Here is a 20,074-nt window from a genome sequence, read left to right as displayed (position 1 = left end):
GAAAAAGCGTCACATGCTCTAAAAGCGCACAGGTTTGTTATGATCCCGGCCCTTCGTAATGGTCTTTTCGAGTAGTCCAAATGTCCGATCGCAGCGTCCGCCTTCAAGCTCTCAAGCAAGCCCTCAAAGAGCGCATCCTGATTCTCGACGGCGGCATGGGCACGATGATCCAGAGCTACAAGCTCGAAGAGCAGGATTATCGTGGCAAACGCTTCGCTGACTGGCCGAGTGACGTCAAAGGCAACAACGACCTGTTGGTGATCACCCGTCCGGATGTGATTGGTGGCATCGAGAAAGCCTACCTGGATGCCGGCGCCGACATTCTGGAAACCAACACCTTCAACGCCACGCGCATTTCCATGGCCGACTATGGCATGGAAGCGCTGGCGTACGAATTAAACGTAGAGGGCGCACGCCTGGCGCGCAAGGTGGCCGACGCCAAAACCGCCGAGAACCCGGCCAAGCCGCGTTTCGTCGCCGGCGTGCTCGGCCCTACCAGCCGCACCTGCTCGCTGTCGCCTGACGTCAACAACCCTGGCTACCGCAACGTTACCTTCGATGAACTGGTGGAGAACTACACCGAGGCCACCAAAGGCCTGATCGAGGGCGGCGTCGACCTGATCCTGATCGAAACCATTTTCGACACCCTCAACGCCAAAGCGGCGATCTTCGCCGTGCAAGGGGTGTTCGAAGCGTTGGGCTTCGAGCTGCCGATCATGATCTCCGGGACCATCACCGACGCCTCCGGCCGCACCCTGTCGGGCCAGACCACCGAAGCGTTCTGGAACTCCGTGGCCCACGCCAAACCGATTTCCGTCGGCCTGAACTGCGCCCTTGGCGCCCGTGAACTGCGCCCGTACCTGGAAGAGCTGTCGGACAAGGCCAGCACCCACGTTTCGGCACACCCGAACGCCGGCCTGCCGAACGAATTCGGCGAGTACGACGAGCTGCCGGCGCAAACCGCCAAGGTCATCGAAGAGTTCGCCCAGAGCGGTTTCCTGAACATCGTCGGCGGTTGCTGCGGCACCACCCCGGGCCACATCGAAGCCATCGCCAACGCCGTGGCCGGTTACGCGCCGCGGCAGATTCCGGACATTCCCAAGGCCTGCCGCCTCTCGGGTCTGGAACCGTTCACCATCGATCGCAGCTCGCTGTTCGTCAACGTCGGCGAGCGGACCAACATCACCGGTTCCGCCAAATTCGCCCGGCTGATCCGTGAAGACAACTACACCGAAGCCCTGGAAGTCGCCCTGCAGCAGGTCGAAGCCGGCGCGCAGGTGATCGACATCAACATGGACGAAGGGATGCTCGATTCGAAGAAGGCCATGGTGACCTTCCTCAATCTGATCGCCGGTGAGCCGGACATCTCCCGCGTGCCGATCATGATCGACTCCTCGAAATGGGAAGTGATCGAAGCCGGTCTGAAGTGCATTCAGGGCAAGGGCATCGTCAACTCGATCAGCATGAAAGAAGGCGTCGAGCAGTTCATCCACCACGCCAAGCTGTGCAAACGCTACGGCGCGGCGGTGGTGGTGATGGCGTTCGACGAAGCCGGCCAGGCCGACACCGAAGCGCGCAAGAAAGAGATCTGCAAACGCTCCTACGACATTCTGGTCAACGACGTCGGCTTCCCGCCGGAAGACATCATCTTCGACCCGAACATCTTCGCCGTCGCCACCGGCATTGAAGAACACAACAACTACGCGGTGGACTTCATCAACGCCTGTGCCTACATCCGTGACGAGCTGCCGTACGCGCTGAGCTCCGGTGGTGTGTCCAACGTGTCGTTCTCGTTCCGGGGCAACAACCCGGTGCGTGAGGCGATTCACTCGGTGTTCCTGCTGTACGCAATCCGCGCCGGCCTGACCATGGGCATCGTCAACGCCGGTCAGCTGGAGATCTACGACCAGATCCCGCAGGAACTGCGTGACGCCGTTGAAGACGTGATCCTCAACCGCACGCCGGAAGGCACCGACGCCCTCCTCGCCATCGCCGACAAGTACAAGGGCGACGGCAGCGTCAAGGAAGCCGAGACCGAAGAGTGGCGCAGCTGGGACGTCAACAAGCGTCTGGAACATGCGCTGGTCAAAGGCATCACCACCCACATCGTTGAAGACACCGAAGAGTCGCGCCAGTCGTTCAGCCGCCCGATCGAAGTCATCGAAGGGCCGCTGATGGCCGGCATGAACATCGTCGGCGACCTGTTCGGCGCCGGCAAAATGTTCCTGCCACAGGTGGTGAAATCCGCTCGCGTGATGAAGCAAGCCGTGGCGCACCTGATCCCGTTCATCGAGCTGGAAAAAGGCGACAAGCCGGAAGCCAAGGGCAAGATCCTCATGGCTACGGTGAAAGGCGACGTGCACGACATCGGCAAGAACATCGTCGGCGTGGTGCTGGGCTGTAACGGCTACGACATCGTTGACCTGGGTGTGATGGTCCCGGCGGAAAAAATCCTCCAGGTCGCCAAAGAGCAGAAGTGCGACATCATCGGCCTGTCCGGCCTGATCACGCCGTCGCTGGACGAAATGGTCCACGTTGCCCGCGAAATGCAGCGTCAGGATTTCCACCTGCCGCTGATGATCGGTGGCGCGACCACATCCAAGGCGCACACCGCGGTGAAGATCGAGCCGAAGTACAGCAACGACGCCGTGGTCTACGTCACCGACGCCTCGCGTGCCGTGGGCGTGGCGACGCAGTTGCTGTCCAAGGAGCTGAAGGCCGGTTTCGTCGAGAAGACCCGTGCCGATTACGTCGATGTACGCGAGCGCACCGCCAACCGCAGCGCCCGCACCGAACGCCTGAGCTACGCGGCGGCGATTGCCAAGAAGCCGCAGTTCGACTGGGCCGGTTACACCCCGGTCAAACCGACCTTCACCGGCACCCGGGTGCTGGACAATATCGACCTCAACGTTCTGGCCGAGTACATCGACTGGACGCCGTTCTTCATCTCCTGGGACCTGGCCGGCAAGTTCCCGCGCATCCTTGAAGACGAAGTGGTCGGTGAAGCCGCCACCGCGCTGTACAAGGACGCCCGCGAGATGCTCACCAAGCTGATCGACGAGAAGTTGATCAGCGCCCGTGCGGTGTTCGGCTTCTGGCCGGCCAACCAGGTGCATGACGACGACATCGAACTGTACGGCGATGACGGCAAGCCAATGGCGCGCCTGCATCACCTGCGTCAGCAGATCATCAAGACCGACGGCAAGCCGAACTTCTCGCTGGCCGATTTCGTCGCGCCGAAGGACAGCGAAGTGACCGACTACGTTGGTGGTTTCATCACCACCGCCGGCATCGGCGCCGAAGAAGTGGCCAAGGCGTATCAGGACGCTGGCGACGACTACAACTCGATCATGGTCAAGGCCCTCGCCGACCGTCTGGCCGAGGCTTGCGCCGAGTGGCTGCACCAGCAGGTGCGTAAGGAACACTGGGGCTATGCCAAGGACGAAGTGCTGGACAACGAAGCACTGATCAAAGAGCAGTACACCGGTATTCGTCCGGCACCGGGCTACCCGGCCTGCCCGGATCACACCGAAAAAGCCACGCTGTTCACCCTGCTCGACCCTGAAGCCAGCGAAATGCGCGCTGGCCGCAGCGGCGTGTTCCTCACCGAACACTACGCGATGTTCCCGGCGGCAGCGGTCAGCGGTTGGTATTTCGCCCATCCGCAGGCGCAATACTTTGCCGTGGGCAAGATCGACAAGGACCAAGTGCAAAGCTACACCTCGCGCAAAGGCCAGGACCTGAGCGTGACCGAGCGTTGGCTGGCGCCGAACCTGGGTTACGACAACTGACCGGGCGCCGATCGATAATCTGCGCCGCCGGGCAAACCGGCGGCGCAGGTTGAGCGGTCGTTAAGCGTCAAGCACCTGTCAGGTGTTTTGACGAACCGGGGACGGGCTCGTTGTCGGCAGCTGAGCCGATGAGCTCGACCTCCTGGCGCGACAGTTCGATCAACCTGGCGTTACGCGCTGCCATGTGGTCGAACAACCGGGTCACATACTCTGGATCATCGGCAGATAATCCTTCTTCCCCGCCCTCCTCCGACAATGACGTTTCGTCCAGCTCCCGGATCGCGTCAGGCTGTTGTTCCTTGAGAAAATCCATCCAGTAATCACGCTGGATAAGGTATTCAAGAAACCTGTCAGAGCGTTCGGCGGTAACCACCTCGGCTCGAGCGTTGAGCAGCTGTTGCGGGGTGACACCAGAGGCGAACGACATGTTCTTCGGCTGCCCGGGGAGTTCCAGTCCATCCTCCCAACCGCCCGTCAAACCGATACGGTAGCCCAGGCGCACCTCCGCTTCGTCGAAGCCGCTGCGTGCGGAGGCGGCTCTTGCCAGTTCGTCTACCCTGTCCAGCCGGAAGAGTTGCCGCGACAACGTCAGCAAGGCTTTACCCCGAACCGTGGCACCGCGTTCCGGGAGGTCGAGCAAGACATTGTGGATGAACACTTTGCTCTCCAGACCACTGAACGTCAGGATACGTCCGTCGACGCAGGTGCCGTGGGTCGTGGAGCTGGCGAAGATGATCTCTCTGAGTTCGGTATTGCTGGCCGCAGCCTCCATGACCACCCAGACCCGTCGGGTCAGGTCAGCGTTTGCCACTCGAAATTCCCGCGAATCCTGCAACCGCTCAAGCAAATGAAAGAACGCGCCGCTCTCCGGCTCTGCGGCCAGTTGATCCCAGAGTTTGTCGCGGGCAATCATCTCGTCCGGTGCGAGGTTAGCCAGCCATGGCGCTTTTTGTTGCGCATGCGCCTGCTCGCCAGGAAGTATCTCATCCGACTCGATGCTGTCGGTCGTTTCGGTCAGTCCGCCGGCAAGATCATCTTCCATTTCTGCAAGTTCAGCTTGCGAAAAACCCAGAACCCGTTCGCGCCCGCTTGCGGCCTGATAGGCTCGAAGTCGCTCGAGGCTATCTTCCGAGAGATAGTAATTGTCGGTCAGGTCGATACCGTCCAGCAGCAACTCATGGCTACCGTCAAACGCTCCTTCGGGAATCGTCGTGATGTCGTTGCGGCTCAGGTTCAGTGTCTGCAGATGCTCGGCATTGAGTGCCCCGGCTGGCCAATCGATCAGATTGTTGCTGCTCAGATCGAGCGCCTCCAGTTGTTCGAAGTAGTTGACCTCGAACGATTCGAGGTTGTTGTAGCTCAGATCCAGCCAGGTCAGGCGCGCATGACCGGACAGGGCTTCGTACAAGGGTTCCGGGTTATAGAAACGGTTGCTGGACAACTCCAGTCGCTCAAGCCCAGTCATGCGCCTGACCGCTTCGGGCAAGGTTTCCAGTTCATTGCCGTTAAGCACCAAAGCCCGCGCCTGGGCGAAAGCACCGAGGAACCCGTTGGAGCCGTCGGCCGTCACTCTCGCGCCCGTCAGGTTCACGGAGGTGACATGCGCGAAATCTTCCGGCAGCGTCGGCAAATCGCCCAACTGCAAGCCGTTGAGGTCCAGCACGACATGCGTCGATTCAATTGCGCCGGGCAGTCGCGCCCGCCAGCAACTGAGGATGCGCCAAGCGGCCAGACTGCGATTTTGCGAGGAGATCATCCAGCCGGGGCCCTGAGTCTCGCGGGTATACAACCAGCCATTGAGGCTGCGTACCAGCGTCTCAAAGGTCTGGTTCCAGGCGGCGATCCGCTGGCCGACCTCAGCCTGCGACAACCCGCTCAGTTGCAGTTGCTCAATAGCCTGCAACGCTTGCGCGTCGGAGAACCCCGGCTGCATGCGCTGCAGTTGCTTGATCATCAACGCAGACCCTTCGCCGACCGGGGCCTGTGGCAATGGCAGCAGATGCCGGGCCACCGACAGCCCGTCTTCGGAGGGCGGGAAGCGGGACGGGACAGGCTCTTGAGCAAACGCCTGCAACGCACCGTCCGGCAAGCCGATCTCGAACTCGATTCGACGTCGCGCCACTTGCAGTGCTGCAACCGTGTCCGGAGTCAACGGCGTCCCTGCCAGGTTGGTATGGATCAACGCTGTGCTGTGCAGAAATGTCCCTGGCAGCGTAGAGATCTTGCTGTTGCGCAAATCCACCCAGGTCAACTGCCGCAGGCCTTCTGCGCCTTGGGGCCAGGCTTGCAAATGCGTATCCCGCAGGCTCAATGCCTTCAAACGCGTCAGGCCGCTGACCTCAAGCTCGGTCAGTGGATTGTTGTGCAAATCCAGATACTCAAGCGCCGGCAACGTCTCCAGGGTCTGTTGCATCGGCAGCCACTCGGTCAGCCGGTTGTCTGCGAGATTAAGCCGGGAAAGCCGGGGCAGCTCACCGGGTTCAATCGGACATTCGCGCAATCCGTTGTCGCTCAGGTCAAGGGTTTGTACCTCGCTGAAGGCGCTGACAAATCGCCTCACCTGCACGGCACTGGCTCGCTGGCCGTGCAGGAGCAAGCTGCGCACATGTGAAAACGTGCCGGCCGGTAACGCAGGAAGCTCCGTGAGCATCAGCCCCGACAAGTCCACGGTCGAGGCACTGATCGACGAGCCATAACGTTTGAACAGGCCCTTGCGCCAGTTGGTTCTCAGGGCATTCGCGGCGTTCGAACGGTGAATGCTCTCCAGCAGGTTTTCCTGGGTAGGCGACAGTTGGTGCGACCACTCGTACAACTGCGCTTCCAGCGCTGCATATTGCTCGCTCAAGGCCTCGATCGCGGTGAACCGCTGATGGGCATCGGTCCACTGTTGAAAAAAGCGGTTCTGCATGCTCTCCAGCGATTCATTCACGCCCTCACCCAAACGCCTCAGCTCCCCCTTGCAATAGTCTCTGAGCATCATCTCTTGATCGATCAGGTGTTCGGGGTGGGTCTTGACGTATTCGTACGCGCCCTTGAAAGACTCGCGCGAGAAGCGCGACCAGTCCAGCGACAGCCCTGACCAGAGTTTTCCATGCCCCTGCAGCATGCCTTGGGGTAAGGTGCTGACCCCCGTGTCCCTGAGATTCAGGCGCTCGAGATCGGGCAGTTCCAGTGCGCCGGTCGGCCACTCCAGCAATGAGTAGGCAGCGATTTCCAGCTTGCGCAGACGACGCATCCGGCTGACGTCGAAGGTGATCGGCTGATAACCGGCCGAACACACCGTCAATGCTTCGAGTCGGGTCAGTTGGCCCAGGCGCTGTGGCATGTCGGTTGCTAACGGTGTCGCGCTGTAAATCGTCAAATCTGTCAGCTGTGGCATCTGCTGCAAGGCAGCAGGGAGGTTGCTGAATGATCCGCCGGTCGCATTGACGCGTAACGTTTGCAATTCGGGAAAGGCACCCAGCAGCGCATCGGCATTGGCATCGGTGATACAACGCCCTCTGACGCTCAACTCCCGCACATGGGAAAAGTCTGCCGGCAACGCGGGCAACGGCTCGTCACAGACGATGTCCAGACGCGCGGCTGCCGATTGATACTCGCTCAGCGGCGCACTGCGCCAGGACTGTTTGAGGTTGCGCACGACACTCGACTTGCCACCGATCAGCGACACCAGCATCGGCTCGGGTGCCGCCCCTCCTTCCCATTCGGCGAGGGTTGACTCCAGCGCCTGCCATTCGCGCAGGCGCCGTTGCAACAGCTCGTAGATCTGCGCATCGCTCTTCCCCGCCGCCATCTGCTTGAGGATAAACCCGCCGGCCTGTTGATCGGTGAGCGCTGGATAGACATCCTGCACACGGGTGACCAGCAACGGATTGACGCCCTGACCACGACCGCTGGCGTAATAACCCAACCTGCCTCCCGCCACACGAACCGGCGGCTTGAACCCCTTGGAGGCGCCATGACGCTTGTCTGCCAGACGCTTCAATTCGGTACGGTTGCGCATGACATGGTCGAGCACTGCCCGGCGTAAACCTGCACTCTCCCCCACATCGGCAAAGCCGAGTGCCTGGCGGGACTCATCGGGTAATGCGTGCATGATCGAATCGAAAAAGTTGTCGCCCTGACGCGCGATGCCGTTGAGCGCCTCGCCATGCTCATTGAACGCCTGATAGGAAGGTCCCTGCTTGACCAGATACTTCAGCTGACTGGCATGTTCACTGCCGATGCTGTCGAGCAACGGCCCGTGGACACCACCCTCTCGCAGCTCCAGACGCATATCGTCCGACCACCCGGGCAGTTTTTCCAACGCACGCAGCGCCAGCCACTTGCTCTGGCTTGCGCCGAGGTTTTCCATGTGCAGACCGCTCAGGGCGTGATCGAATTGCCTCTGCCGGGCGTAATCGCGTGATGTCTCCAGCAACCTCAACGGGACGTGCGGCGATGACTCGAGGCGGGCAAGCTCCTCGGCATTCGCCTGCAGCAGCACCCGGGTCGCCGCGTCGCTGCCCAGTCCCGGGGTCGCCCTTTGCAGGAGAGCGATACGTGGATCTGTGGTCGCCGGTTCGGCGTAAAGCCTTTCGAACATGGCCGGCTGGTGTGTTTTCAGGAAGTCGGTCAACTGCTTGCCGAACTCCTGCGGCCTGGACTCAACCACCCGAGCCGGCTCGGCCCCCAACAGTCTGATGATTTCCGACTCCTCCAGGCTTGCCAGAATGCGTGCAGGCATCTGACCGCCCAGCACATCGGCGCGGCTCAGGCGGATCGGTGCCTTGGCACTGTCACCCGGCAACTGCGATTCAGCGCCATAGCGCACACTGGCGCCTGAAAGGTCCGGGCCTTCGAAAACCTCCAGCACGCGCCCGGCCGGCCAGCGTGGCATCTCGGTCAGCAATGGCAGCGTCAGCAGGTATTGCTCATCAAGAGGCGTCGCGCGCTCGACCTGATCGATGATTCGCGCAACGCCCTGCTCAGTCTCAAACAGGCGCAGGGCATCGGCTAACGGCAAAGGGGCCGGTGCGTTGTCCAGATGCATCTGGCGCAAGGCGTCATCACCGATGCCACTGACCTCGGCAATGTGCAGCAATTGTTCATCGGAGAAGGCCTCGGTCGAATGCCCTATGCGCCGCAGCAGGGTCAAGCGGTCCCACGCCAGCGGACGCTCCAGAGAATGGCGCCAGGCGCCGAGGCGGTTGTGTTCGAGAATCGGTTGATAGGCTGCCGCCTCACGCGGATGCAGAATGCGCCACTTGTGCAGACGTTGATCGAAGAGCGTCTGGTAAACCCGGGTGTGCAACCGAATGTAGGTATTGCCGTTCAGCCGGTGAATGCCTTGGGCATCGGGAACAGAGGTTGCGGCAAGCGTGACATCACTTTCATAAGCCGTCAGGTCAGGTTGCCACAGTCGGGTGCTGCCATCAGGCCGCTTGACCTGCTCCAGCCCTTCGATCACGGGCTCGGCCTTGATCGCACTCAGTTTGCCGAGGCCCTTGCCGACGCCGGCCATCACCCCGATCAACGCCAGGTTTTGCGCCACATCGACCAGATGCGCCTTGGCTGCGCGGCGATCGTTCTCGGACCACTCGATCGCCCCCTCGAACGACTCATAAAGCAGTTGCCCGGCCATGACCGCCATCATGATCTCGCCCAGTACCGGGACGAACATCGACACCAGATTAAAGGCGAACATGCCGAACTCCAGCAGATGGCCAAGCTTTTCTGCCCGCGCCTTGGCATCGGCATCCGCCGTCGGCACGGCGTGAGCGCGGGCATCGGCCAACAGCTTCGCGTGGTGTTGCTCGTAGAGGTATTGCCACAGATCGGTGTTGGCTGCCCAGATCCCGGCCACGCCTGCGCGGGTGATGCCGAATGGATTGAGGTAAGGATCGGCCACCGGCTGGCGCTTGCCTTGTGTCTCGGGGGGCAACTCCTTGATCCCTGCCACGGTAGAAATCGGCGGAATCATCTGCGCGACTTTGACCCAGATCGAATGCAACGGATCAGGCGGAGAATCCGCCGTGGGTTCGCTGAACTGGCTGAAGTAATAAGGCCGGTCGGCATAAGCCACGAACTGACTGAAAAAGCGCTGATAGGCGGTTGTCTCGCCGGTGCCGGGCGTGCTGTCGGTAGCGGTGAACTTGCTCTTGAGCATCTCCTGCATCTGCGCCCCGCTGCAGCGCTTGAGCGGCTGTTCGGGATCGTGCGGAATGTAGACGATGAACTCGCTGGTGTAGCGATAGCGCTCACTGATACTGAAAACGACACAGCCCGTCATCCTTCTTTTCATCAGGCTCAGATCACGAAACCACACCGGTTTGCCGCCCAATCGCGGATGGATCTCACCGTCGACCACCGACAGGATCATGCTGTAGTCGTCAGGTTCGATGTCCTTTTTCAGCAAGGCCAGTTCGGCAGCGGCACGCAACGCGGCTTTCTGGCTGGCGATGAATTGCTCGCGCAATGCAGCCGTCGACTCGAAAAACGCCTGCAGCCGCTCCTGATAACGGGCGCCGACGTCGAGCGTGCGACAGAGCGAGAGAAACTGGCCGACGGTCATCCCCGGTTCGACCGCCTGAAAGGTGCCGGGGGTCGAGGTTTCCTGCACGAACCCGGACTGATGATGATATGCACCGTCCTTGCACTCTGCGGCTTCGAAGTTGTGCAGCGCGGCCTGCAGCAGGGGCAGCTTCAACACTTCAAACGACGACAGCTCGATTTCCAGCACACCGATTTCCAGCGGATGGCGCAGGCATAACAAGGTTTTGTTGACGTCGACCTCAACGTTGAATTGCTCTTTCAGCGCCTTGACCAGCAACGCCTCGGCGAAGACCTCGATGTTTTCAAGGCCCGCCATGGTTTTATCCAGCGTCGACTGGGTGACAAATCCGGCGCAGATTTGCGCCTGCAGGGTCCGTTGCTGGTTGGCAGGAAGTGCCTGGTACCAACCGGGCAACTGCGTATCTGCGGCCTTCATGGCCGCGCGCCTGGCCGGGGTGGCATCAACCAGCCAGGCCGGCGTCGTCTGAGCCAGGAGCGGGCTATGGAGGCTGGCATTGGCGCGTATCGCGTCTTCAACGCTCAAGGGCTTGCGAGGGGGTTGAGTGGACATCCTGTCTCTCCGAAAAATGGGAAAACAGAACACCATGTCCGCGCCGCCGATCTGCGGTACATAGTTATCGCATCGACGGCAGGTTGTTACCAATCACGTCAGCAAACCGCCGGCTGCCCCGGCACAAACCCGCGAATTGGCTATGCTTTCGGGACATACCTTACAGACGGGGGATTTATGGACGATCCAGTCGACAACAAACCGCCGAGCTTCTGGCAGATGCTGCACAGCGTGTTGGCGGCGGCGTTCGGGGTGCAGAGCGGAAAGAATCGGGCAAGGGACTTCACGCATGGCAAGCCCAGCCACTTTGTGATTCTGGGGATCGGGTTCACCGCCGTGTTTGCCCTGACACTGTTTGCCATCGTCAAACTGGTGCTGCATTTCGCCGGCGTCTGACGGTGTTCAGTGCATCAGGGTCTGCAGGAAGAACGGGTAGCGATACGTGGCCGGACGGCCCTTGGCTGACAGTTTGCGAAAATTCACGCCATAACCGAGCGACGAGCCCATGGCGAGCATCTGCCGGGCCTGATTCCTGTCGATCAGTTGCAACAGCGGCAACTGGCGATCACGTCCGCCATACCGGGCCAGATCGACGCCCTGATCGTAGTCGTGCAATTCCACCAGCGCCCAGCCGCCAAGGGTGAAGTGGCCGCCCACCAGCGCGCTCAGGCGTCCATCGACCACCGCCTGCAGCGCCTCGGGCGAGGTGTTGACCGCACTGAACAACACATCCTTGCCCGGGACCTTGCCCGCTTCGGCAAACGCGCGCATCGCGCCGAACGCCATTTCATCATTGGCCGACCACACCAGCGACACCTTCGGGTATCGGCTGAGCAGTTGCCGCGCCTGTTCGTAGGCGCGCTGCTGTGTCCAGCCGCTGTAGACCAGTTGCCGCAGTCGCACCTGAGGATGTTCGGCCAAGGCTCGCTGCATGCCGCGTTCGCGCAGCTGCGCCGACGGCGTGATTTTCAGGCCGGAGAACGCCAGTACCTCGATCTGCTCGCCTCGCGCCACCGCAGGATGCAGGCGAATCAGCTCCTTCATCATCAGGTAGCCGCCCTCCTCGTCGTTGGGCACCAGACTGCCGATACGATCGGGCCGCTCCCCGACCAGCGCCTGCTGATCAGCGGTCAGCACTGCGTTGACCATGAACAGCTTGACCCCGCTGCCTTCGGCCAGCCGCAGGATCTGGGGCGCAATGTACTGTTCGTTGACGAACACCAGGTAATCGGGACGATGCGGCCCTTGCAGGGCGACTCGCGCCTGAGCCACGGTGAGTTCGGGCTGGCGCTGGGCATACAGAATCTGCAAATCGACACCCAGGTCCCGAGCCGCCGCTTGCATGAATTGCGAGTAACTGACCCAGAAGGCTTCCTGAGTGGTACCCGGATTGAGGAACAGCACCGACTCCGCCCGTGCCACGGGTCCGAAAACCGTGCCGAGCAGCAGGAGGCTGAGGTGAAAAAACTTCAACATGAATGATCCGGGCCCAAGGAAAAATGGCCGCGCATTATAGCCCCCGAATCAGCGGCTATTGACGCCTGATCCCGTTTTTTGTCCGACAATCGTCGGAAGCGGACCCGGATTGGTCGTTTACTGATGACTGACCCAGAATACCGCCGTCCCTACAACGAGAATGATCAGGAACAAAATGGCCCACGCATCGACACTGCTATCGCTTTTTCTTGCCTTGGTCGGGTTGCTCATTGCATCGCCTCTTGTCGGTTTTATCGGTGATTGCAGAAAGACTCGATCACAGTTAAGACGATGATTGTCCCCGCGACAAATGTGGGTTAACCAACAACTATTCTCGTTAGGCGATTTGGTTCTTTACATATACTCAAACATCACTTTTGCGCATAACTGCAAACAGGTATATTGCCCCGGCTCCGTTAGGGAGTGCGCGGCCGTGCGCGCGTAATTGCAGAGGCACCATCGGACTCCAGCAAGCGAAAACGCAGCGTTTTCCGAGTAGCCCAAAGCCTGAGAACAGGACTTATATGTACGTATACGACGAGTACGATCAGCGGATCATCGAGGACCGCGTCAAGCAGTTCCGTGATCAGACCCGACGCTATCTGGCAGGTGAGCTGAGCGAAGAAGAATTCCGCCCCCTGCGCCTGCAAAATGGCCTGTACATCCAGCGTTTCGCGCCGATGTTGCGTGTGGCGGTGCCTTACGGCCAACTGACTTCCCGTCAGGTGCGCATGATGGCCAAGATTGCCCGTGACTACGACAAGGGCTACGCCCACATCAGTACCCGGCAGAACGTGCAGTTCAACTGGCCGGCGGTGGAAGACATCCCGGACATCCTCGCGGAACTGGCCACCGTGCAAATGCACGCGATCCAGACCAGCGGCAACTGCCTGCGCAACGTCACCACCGACCAGTTCGCCGGTGTCGCGGCCGACGAGCTGATCGACCCGCGTCCATGGTGCGAAATCGTCCGTCAGTGGACCACCTTCCACCCGGAATTCGCCTACCTGCCACGTAAATTCAAGATCGCCGTCAACGGTTCGACCGCTGACCGGGCAGCCATTGAAGTCCACGATATCGGCCTGGAGCCGGTGCACAACGAAGCCGGCGAACTGGGTTTCCGCGTGTTGGTCGGCGGCGGCCTGGGCCGTACCCCGGTGGTCGGTGCGTTCATCAACGAGTTCCTGCCGTGGCAGGACCTGCTGAGCTACCTCGACGCCATCCTGCGGGTCTACAACCGCTATGGCCGTCGCGACAACAAATACAAGGCGCGGATCAAGATCCTCGTCAAGGCACTGACGCCGGAAGTCTTTGCGCAGAAAGTCGATGCGGAAATGGAACACCTGCGCGGCGGCCAGACCACCCTGACCGAAGCCGAACTGCATCGCGTTGCCAAGCACTTCGTCGACCCGGACTACAAGGCGCTGGATAACCAGACTGCCGCGTTGGCCGCACTCGATAAAGAACATCCGGGTTTCGCCCGCTGGCGCAGCCGCAACACCCTGGCGCACAAGAAGCCGGGTTATGTGGCCGTGACCCTGTCGCTGAAGCCGACCGGCGTTGCCCCGGGCGACATCACCGACAAGCAGCTCGACGCCGTCGCCGACCTGGCCGAGCGCTACAGCTTCGGTCAACTGCGCACCTCCCACGAGCAGAACATCATTCTCGCCGACGTCGAGCAGAGCCAGTTGTTCACCCTGTGGGGCGAGTTGCGCGAAGGCGGTTTCGCCACGCCGAACATCGGCCTGCTGACCGACATCATCTGCTGCCCGGGCGGTGACTTCTGCTCGCTGGCCAACGCCAAATCGATCCCGATCGCCGAATCGATCCAGCGCCGTTTCGACGACCTGGATTACCTGTTCGACATCGGTGAACTGGACCTGAACATCTCCGGTTGCATGAACGCCTGTGGTCACCACCACGTCGGCCACATCGGCATCCTCGGGGTGGACAAGAAAGGTGAAGAGTTCTACCAGGTGTCCCTCGGCGGCAGCGCCAGCCGTGACGCCAGCCTGGGCAAGATCCTCGGCCCGTCCTTCGCTCAGGACGACATGCCGGACGTGATCTCGAAGCTGATCGACGTGTACGTTGAACAACGTACCGAAGACGAGCGCTTCATCGACACCTACCAGCGTATTGGCATCGACCTCTTCAAGGAACGCGTCTATGCAGCGAATCATTAAGAACAACGAGGTTGTCGACGAAACCTGGCACCTGCTGCCCAAGGACGCGACCCTCGACGGTATTTCCAACTGTGACGACCTGATCGTGCCGCTGGCCCTGTGGCGTGATCATGCCCACGCCCTGAAAGCCCGCGACGGCGGTCTGGGTGTGTGGCTGGACGCCGATGAAGAAGCCGAGGAAATCGGTGACGACGTCGCGCAGTTCCAGGTGATTGCCCTGAACTTCCCGGCGTTCACCGATGGCCGCAATTACTCCAACGCACGCCTGCTGCGTGACCGTTACGGTTTCAAAGGCGAACTGCGGGCAATTGGTGATGTGCTGCGTGACCAGTTGTTCTACATGCGCCGTTGCGGTTTCGATGCGTTCGCCTTGCGCGCCGACAAAGACCCGTACGACGCACTGGAAAGCCTGAAGGACTTCTCGGTCACCTATCAGGCCGCCACCGACGAACCGCTGCCGCTGTTCCGTCGCCGCTGATCGAAAAACGCCTTGAGCCTGCAATCGGGCTCAAGGCGTTGTTCATTCCTGGCTGCCGCTTAACGCCAGCGCCTCTTTGACCTTCAAGCCTTCTCAGCCACTGGCGTCGTCGACACCTGCGGATCGACATGGCGTGCCAACGCCTGACCTGTCAGTTCGCCGATCAATTCCCGTCGCTGGTTATTGAAGTTGTCGAGGATGGCATTCATTTGCGCCGAGGCCGCCTCCCGCGTCAGTTCGATCTGCCCTTCCAGTCGAGCCATCGCCTGCGCCGTCTGTTCGCTCACGACCGAAAACCGCTCACCGTGGGCCGACTCCAGATATTCGATCCAGAACGCCTGAGCCATGCTCCAGTCATGCAAGGCGCCGCTGCTTTGGGTCTTGACCACTTGTTGCCAGGCCTGATCCAGTGCGGTCTTTGACACCTCGACACTCAACGGGTTGGTCAGCGTCCGGGGTTGCGCCGGCAGGCTCAGGCGTTGCGCCAGACCCACCCGGTAGGCCAGACTGATTTCCAGCGCCTGATCGTAGTCCATGGGCGCGGTATGAAAACGCGCGCTGATGTCCGCCAGGGCCAGGCTTTCCACTTCGTGCAAACGGAACAAGCCCTTGAGCAGACTCACCAGTTGCTCTTCCAGCGCCTGTCCACCTGCGGTGGCCGCCTCCCTCGCCCGGGCACACAAGACCAGTACCTCCATTTCACTGAACAATGCGCTGTACCCGTCGACACTGACCCTGGCGCTGCGCGCAACACTGAACAATGAACGACGCAGACGCTCATTGCCGGCAGCCGCGTCCACAACATCCCAGACACGCTGACGCAAGTGCGGATAAACGCGAGTGAAGTCTGCGGTGTGCACCAGTTGCGACAGCACATGGAAAAAATCAGCGGAATTGGGCGACGCTCGCAATGCGTCCCATACCTCGCGCCGGGACGACGCCACACTGGCGCTTTCATCAGCCAGCCACTGCACACTTTGATTTTCCTGGGCCACAGCCTCCACTGAAGATTTCCGCGCCGCCATTGCCGTCACGCCGAAACGGGCACCGAGGGTTTGCTGATACGTCGCAATCTTCTTCAGCGTCTCGGGGGACAACGGATTGCCGTGCAACCGAATCATCTGGTGCGCGCGGGCCGTGTCGAACGCCTGCGCCGGAAGGGTTTCTATCCGGTTGTCGCGCAGATCCAGCATTTGCAATCGGCGCAGCCCGGAAAGGTACTGTGGCCAGTGTGCAATTCTGCTGCCGCGCACGGTCAACTGTTCGAGATGCGCTAGCGCACCGAGATCGGGAACCTGCGCCAGGTTCGGGTTGAAATCGAGATGCAGCACGCGCAGGTCTTTCATTCGCCCCAATTGGGCAAGTGATGCCTCGGAGGACAGTAGACGGTTGCTGCTCAGGTCCAGATGCGTCAGCCAGCGTATCCGCTCCAGAGACTCCGGCAGTTGGCTGAGCTGATTGTCACTCAGCGACAGGCTGCGCAGCTGACTGAAGTTACGCAGAAACGCGCTCAGCCCGGCATGCGGCATGACCCCCTCCATGATCACTCGCCCGACATGGCTGAAATCGGCGACGATCAGCGGCAGTTCCCCCAACGGCTCGGGTGCGAATCGCAATGTGCCGTATAACCCTCTGTCTGAAGCAACGTTCCCCGGCTCCTTGCGCCAGCTGCGAATGATCGCCTGCATGGCGCGCAGCTTGCTGGCCCGTGGTGTCGACTGCCGCGTGCCATCGGCGGTCAGGTGCCAGGTCTGACGGCTGACCCAGCGGCTCAAGGTCTCTCTGAGACCGAAAAATTCCAGCCGCAGCACTTCGAGCTTCATCAGCGCCTCGACCTCGTCCGTGCCCAGGGCATCCAGCACGCGCTGAATCTGCACCGGGGTGTGCATGGGATAAAGTTCCTGAGCCCGCCGCACCATGACATTGCTGACCTCGCCAGAGACCGTACCGGACACGACAACAGGACGCTCGGCCAGCCCCATCGGTGACAGTTCCCCCAGACGCGCGCCCATGGTCGGCGCGAAGATCGCCCGCCGCTCCAGCGCCAGTTGCGTAATCTTCTCCTGCAGGGTGGCGGCACCGTTTTCCGCTTGTACGCCCAACGCCGTCTTGCATTGCGTCGAGAGCCCCTCCCAAAGCGCCTGGAAATAATGTTCGCGGGTGCGTTGGGGGAAGGTGACGAGCGCTGCGTCGGTTCCCTGAATCACGTCAATTCGATCCGCGAACAGGCTGACCACCGTCCGTTCGCTCGCTTTCGCCGATCCAATCGCGGCCGCCGAACCATGGATATCGGTCCATTCCAGTATTTGCACGAACGCAGAGCCCGGCCAGCCCGGGAGGTGTTCGAGTGCATCGAGCACCAGCCGATTGGTGTACTGCCCTCCCGTCCCGTCGAGATACAGACCTTCGTAAGCGCGACACACACGGATCATCTTCTGATAACGCCGGGCTTCCTCCGCCAGCCGCAAAGGCACGCGTTTCGCATCCAGCTCGCGCCATTCGCCACTGAAGGCGTTGTTCACCAGTTCCTCGGCCACACTGGCGGGCAAATCGGTAAAGTTTTCCATCAATACCGAGACCCGTGGATGGCTTGGCACTTCGCTACGCTGGTAGACCCGTCGAAACAGCCCGGGGCGTGCTGTTTCAGCCTGTTCGGCAACGATCCGCGTCAGTTCCCGTGCTTGCACTATCGCGTCCGTGGAAGCCGTACCGAGCAGGTTTTCTCGCTGATGGCGCTCAAGCCCCGACAGCAGCGAGCTGTGCAATTGACCTTTGTGCAGCGCGTTCTCAGTCAGCCGGATCACGCTCCTGGCTGTTTCCGGGCCATAACGGCTGACCTGTCGATCCAGCGCATTGACGACACTGATCGCGCTGTCAGACGGCCATTTCGCTGCAGCGACAAGCAAATGCAATTGCAGATCCGGGTCGGCCAACGCCGCAGAAGTCGGGGCTTGCAACTGTCCGATAAATTCCCTGACCGCGGCGTCTGCCATGAAACGTCGTGTGGTATCGACCAACAATGCCGGGGTCTGCACCTGATCGATATGCACCTGACGCAACACGCTGTCTTCAAGCCCACTGACCGCCAGTATGCGCGTCGCCGTAGCGTCCGGAATCGCTTCGCTGGCGTAGCCGAAGCGCCGGAACAAGGTCAGCCGCCCCCAAGCCTGCACCCGTTCCGAGTCATAACGCCAGGCGCCGCAACCATTGGTTTCGAGCAACGGTCGATAGCCTTCTGCCGCCTCCTTCGGTGGCAACACTTCCCACAGTTCGGTCTCAGGTTTCTGACGCACCGCGTACTGATCGGCATCGAGGTTGACGTAAGCCTGCCCTTCGAGCCAACGCAATCCGCGCTCGTCGACGGGCAACCCTTTCGGTAACCGACGACGCTGGTGATAGGCCTTCAAATCGGGCTTCCACAGACGCAGGCGCGCGCCACCCGGATTGACCGCGATCAAACGCTCGACGAATGCCGACGACCTGACGGTTTTATAGGTTGCCCCGACGGCTTTCGCACCGGCTGCGAAAGCGGCCATCAGAATGATGTTTTCGATGACATCGAACAGGTGATCCGTGGCCTGCTCCTGCTCGCCACGGGTCCAGCTTGCGATGCCTTCGTACACGTGCGACAGGAGCTGTATAGCCCCCACTGTCAACAGCACTTCACCCACCCCAGGCAGAAACGACGCCGCGACCAACAGCAGATCGATGCCGATTTCCTTGTAGGTTTCCAGGCGCGCGAGGCGTGTTTTCTCGTCTTCATCGTCTGTGGGAACCACAAGAAGCCGGGCATTTGCCAGGGTCTGCGCAACCCGCTGACGGTGGATCAGAGCAAAGGGGTCCCCCTCGACATCGACGCCAGTCAACGTCACGTAGATGGCGGTACTGGGCAGTGGTGAACTGCCACTTGGGTAAAAGCGAATGTTCAGTTCCTGTTGAAAGACCGCCCGATCGCTCATCTTCAGGAATTCCATGAAAAACGCCTTGAATGCCGGATTCTTCAGGCGCTTGCTCAACTCGACTTCGAAGTCGGTGAACGAGGCGTATTCTTTCAGCGGGTGCAGCGGATCACCCGGCAGGTAAACGACGCAGCGATAATCATCGTCGGTGTGCTCACTGACAGGCCCGATGAACAATGGGCCATGCAGGGTCATATCGAACATTTCCAGACTCTGATACCCCAGGGTGTTTTTCCCCAGTTTGATCGAGCTGTCGCCGTCCTTCACGGACTTCAACATTTGGTGAACCGGCGCGCTGATATGCTTTTTCATCAGCGCAATATGCCGATCCACATCAAAACAACTTCGCACATGGGCAACGCATTTGTTACGCACGTTGCTCGATTCGGCCTTGGGTTCAAATACCGACTGGAGATGAGCCTGATATTGTTTGCCCAGATCCAGTGTCCGGCACAACTGCGCAAATTCATGGGGTTGTATTGGCAACACCGATGCAGTACCACCGGTTAGTTTCTCCGGGATATATATCAGTGAAGTATCGCTGTAGTTATCCGCCTCGGTTTCGCTGGATTCGAAGTTCTCGCACGCGGCGGCCAGCAGGTCCCGATTGATCGGTAGAACCAGTTTTCTGCGCAACCCCAACAGGCTCGATGTCGAACGCACGTGCTGAAACACCACGCCGGTCACGTCCAGCGGACTGGACAGCTTGTCGGACATGGCCTTGGCCAGCAAGGGCGCGCAGAACTGCTCCGGCGACTGCAGTTTTTTCAGGAGCACGCCCGCCGTACTGCGCGTGCGATGACTGGTAATGAGGCTGTTGTAGAGTTCACGGCGCAACGCTTCCGAGGCGGCCAGCAGCCAGGGAGGTGCATTCTTTTTGATCAAATCAAAAAAGATGCCTTTTTGTTCAGAGGTTGGAACGGCTATCGTTTTTGCGTCAGGCAAAGAAGACATGATTATCTCGATTACTGAAAGGAACGTTCAGCTTAACGAGCATCTTCTTTTATAAAAGCGCGAATAACAGATCAAAACTTCGGTAACACAATCAACATTTCAAACTTAAAAAGTACATATATACCACC

The 20,074-nt window shown here is 60.3% G+C and carries 7 protein-coding genes; 4 read left to right on the top strand and 3 right to left on the bottom strand.

Translation table 11 applies throughout. The annotated features are described in order from the left end of the window. The first annotated feature begins 80 nt into the window (after positions 1-80). The gene (gene metH, locus NN484_RS09515) at positions 81-3,791 is read left to right on the top strand and encodes a methionine synthase (protein ID WP_215499847.1); all 3,711 of its coding nucleotides are present in this window, start codon (positions 81-83) and stop codon (positions 3,789-3,791) included. Between the two features lie 67 nt (positions 3,792-3,858). On the opposite strand, the gene NN484_RS09510 is transcribed toward metH, so the two are convergent. Continuing rightward, a complete protein-coding gene (locus NN484_RS09510; protein WP_274658969.1) occupies positions 3,859-10,896 on the bottom strand; it encodes an NEL-type E3 ubiquitin ligase domain-containing protein in 7,038 nt (2,345 codons plus the stop codon). 177 nt (positions 10,897-11,073) lie between these two features. Between NN484_RS09510 and NN484_RS09505 the strand changes: the two genes are divergently transcribed. Then, complete coding sequence (locus NN484_RS09505) at positions 11,074-11,292, top strand: DUF2970 domain-containing protein (protein WP_127647729.1); 219 nt, start codon at positions 11,074-11,076, stop codon at positions 11,290-11,292. Between the two features lie 6 nt (positions 11,293-11,298). On the opposite strand, the gene NN484_RS09500 is transcribed toward NN484_RS09505, so the two are convergent. Then, entirely contained in the window at positions 11,299-12,372 is a 1,074-nt protein-coding gene (locus tag NN484_RS09500; protein WP_274658968.1) for an ABC transporter substrate-binding protein, read from the bottom strand. Positions 12,373-12,896: 524 nt separating this feature from the next. Between NN484_RS09500 and NN484_RS09495 the strand changes: the two genes are divergently transcribed. Together NN484_RS09495 and NN484_RS09490 are read left to right on the top strand one after the other, a co-directional pair. Continuing rightward, positions 12,897-14,555, top strand: a complete 1,659-nt coding sequence (locus NN484_RS09495; RefSeq protein WP_215499842.1) for a nitrite/sulfite reductase — start codon at positions 12,897-12,899, stop codon at positions 14,553-14,555. Beyond that, positions 14,539-15,033, top strand: coding sequence for a DUF934 domain-containing protein (locus NN484_RS09490; protein ID WP_047598609.1), 495 nt, complete (start codon positions 14,539-14,541; stop codon positions 15,031-15,033). Before NN484_RS09495 ends, NN484_RS09490 begins: the two co-directional genes overlap by 17 nt. Positions 15,034-15,116: 83 nt before the next feature. Here NN484_RS09490 and NN484_RS09485 read toward each other — a convergent pair whose 3' ends face one another. Next, a complete protein-coding gene (locus tag NN484_RS09485; protein ID WP_274658967.1) occupies positions 15,117-19,877 on the bottom strand; it encodes an NEL-type E3 ubiquitin ligase domain-containing protein in 4,761 nt (1,586 codons plus the stop codon). Positions 19,878-20,074 lie beyond the last annotated feature (197 nt).

This window comes from Pseudomonas serboccidentalis (genome assembly GCF_028830055.1).
Taxonomy (GTDB): Bacteria; Pseudomonadota; Gammaproteobacteria; order Pseudomonadales; family Pseudomonadaceae; genus Aquipseudomonas; species Aquipseudomonas serboccidentalis.
Note: the sequence above shows the minus strand (reverse complement) of the source record. Positions and strands in the feature narration are given on the sequence as shown.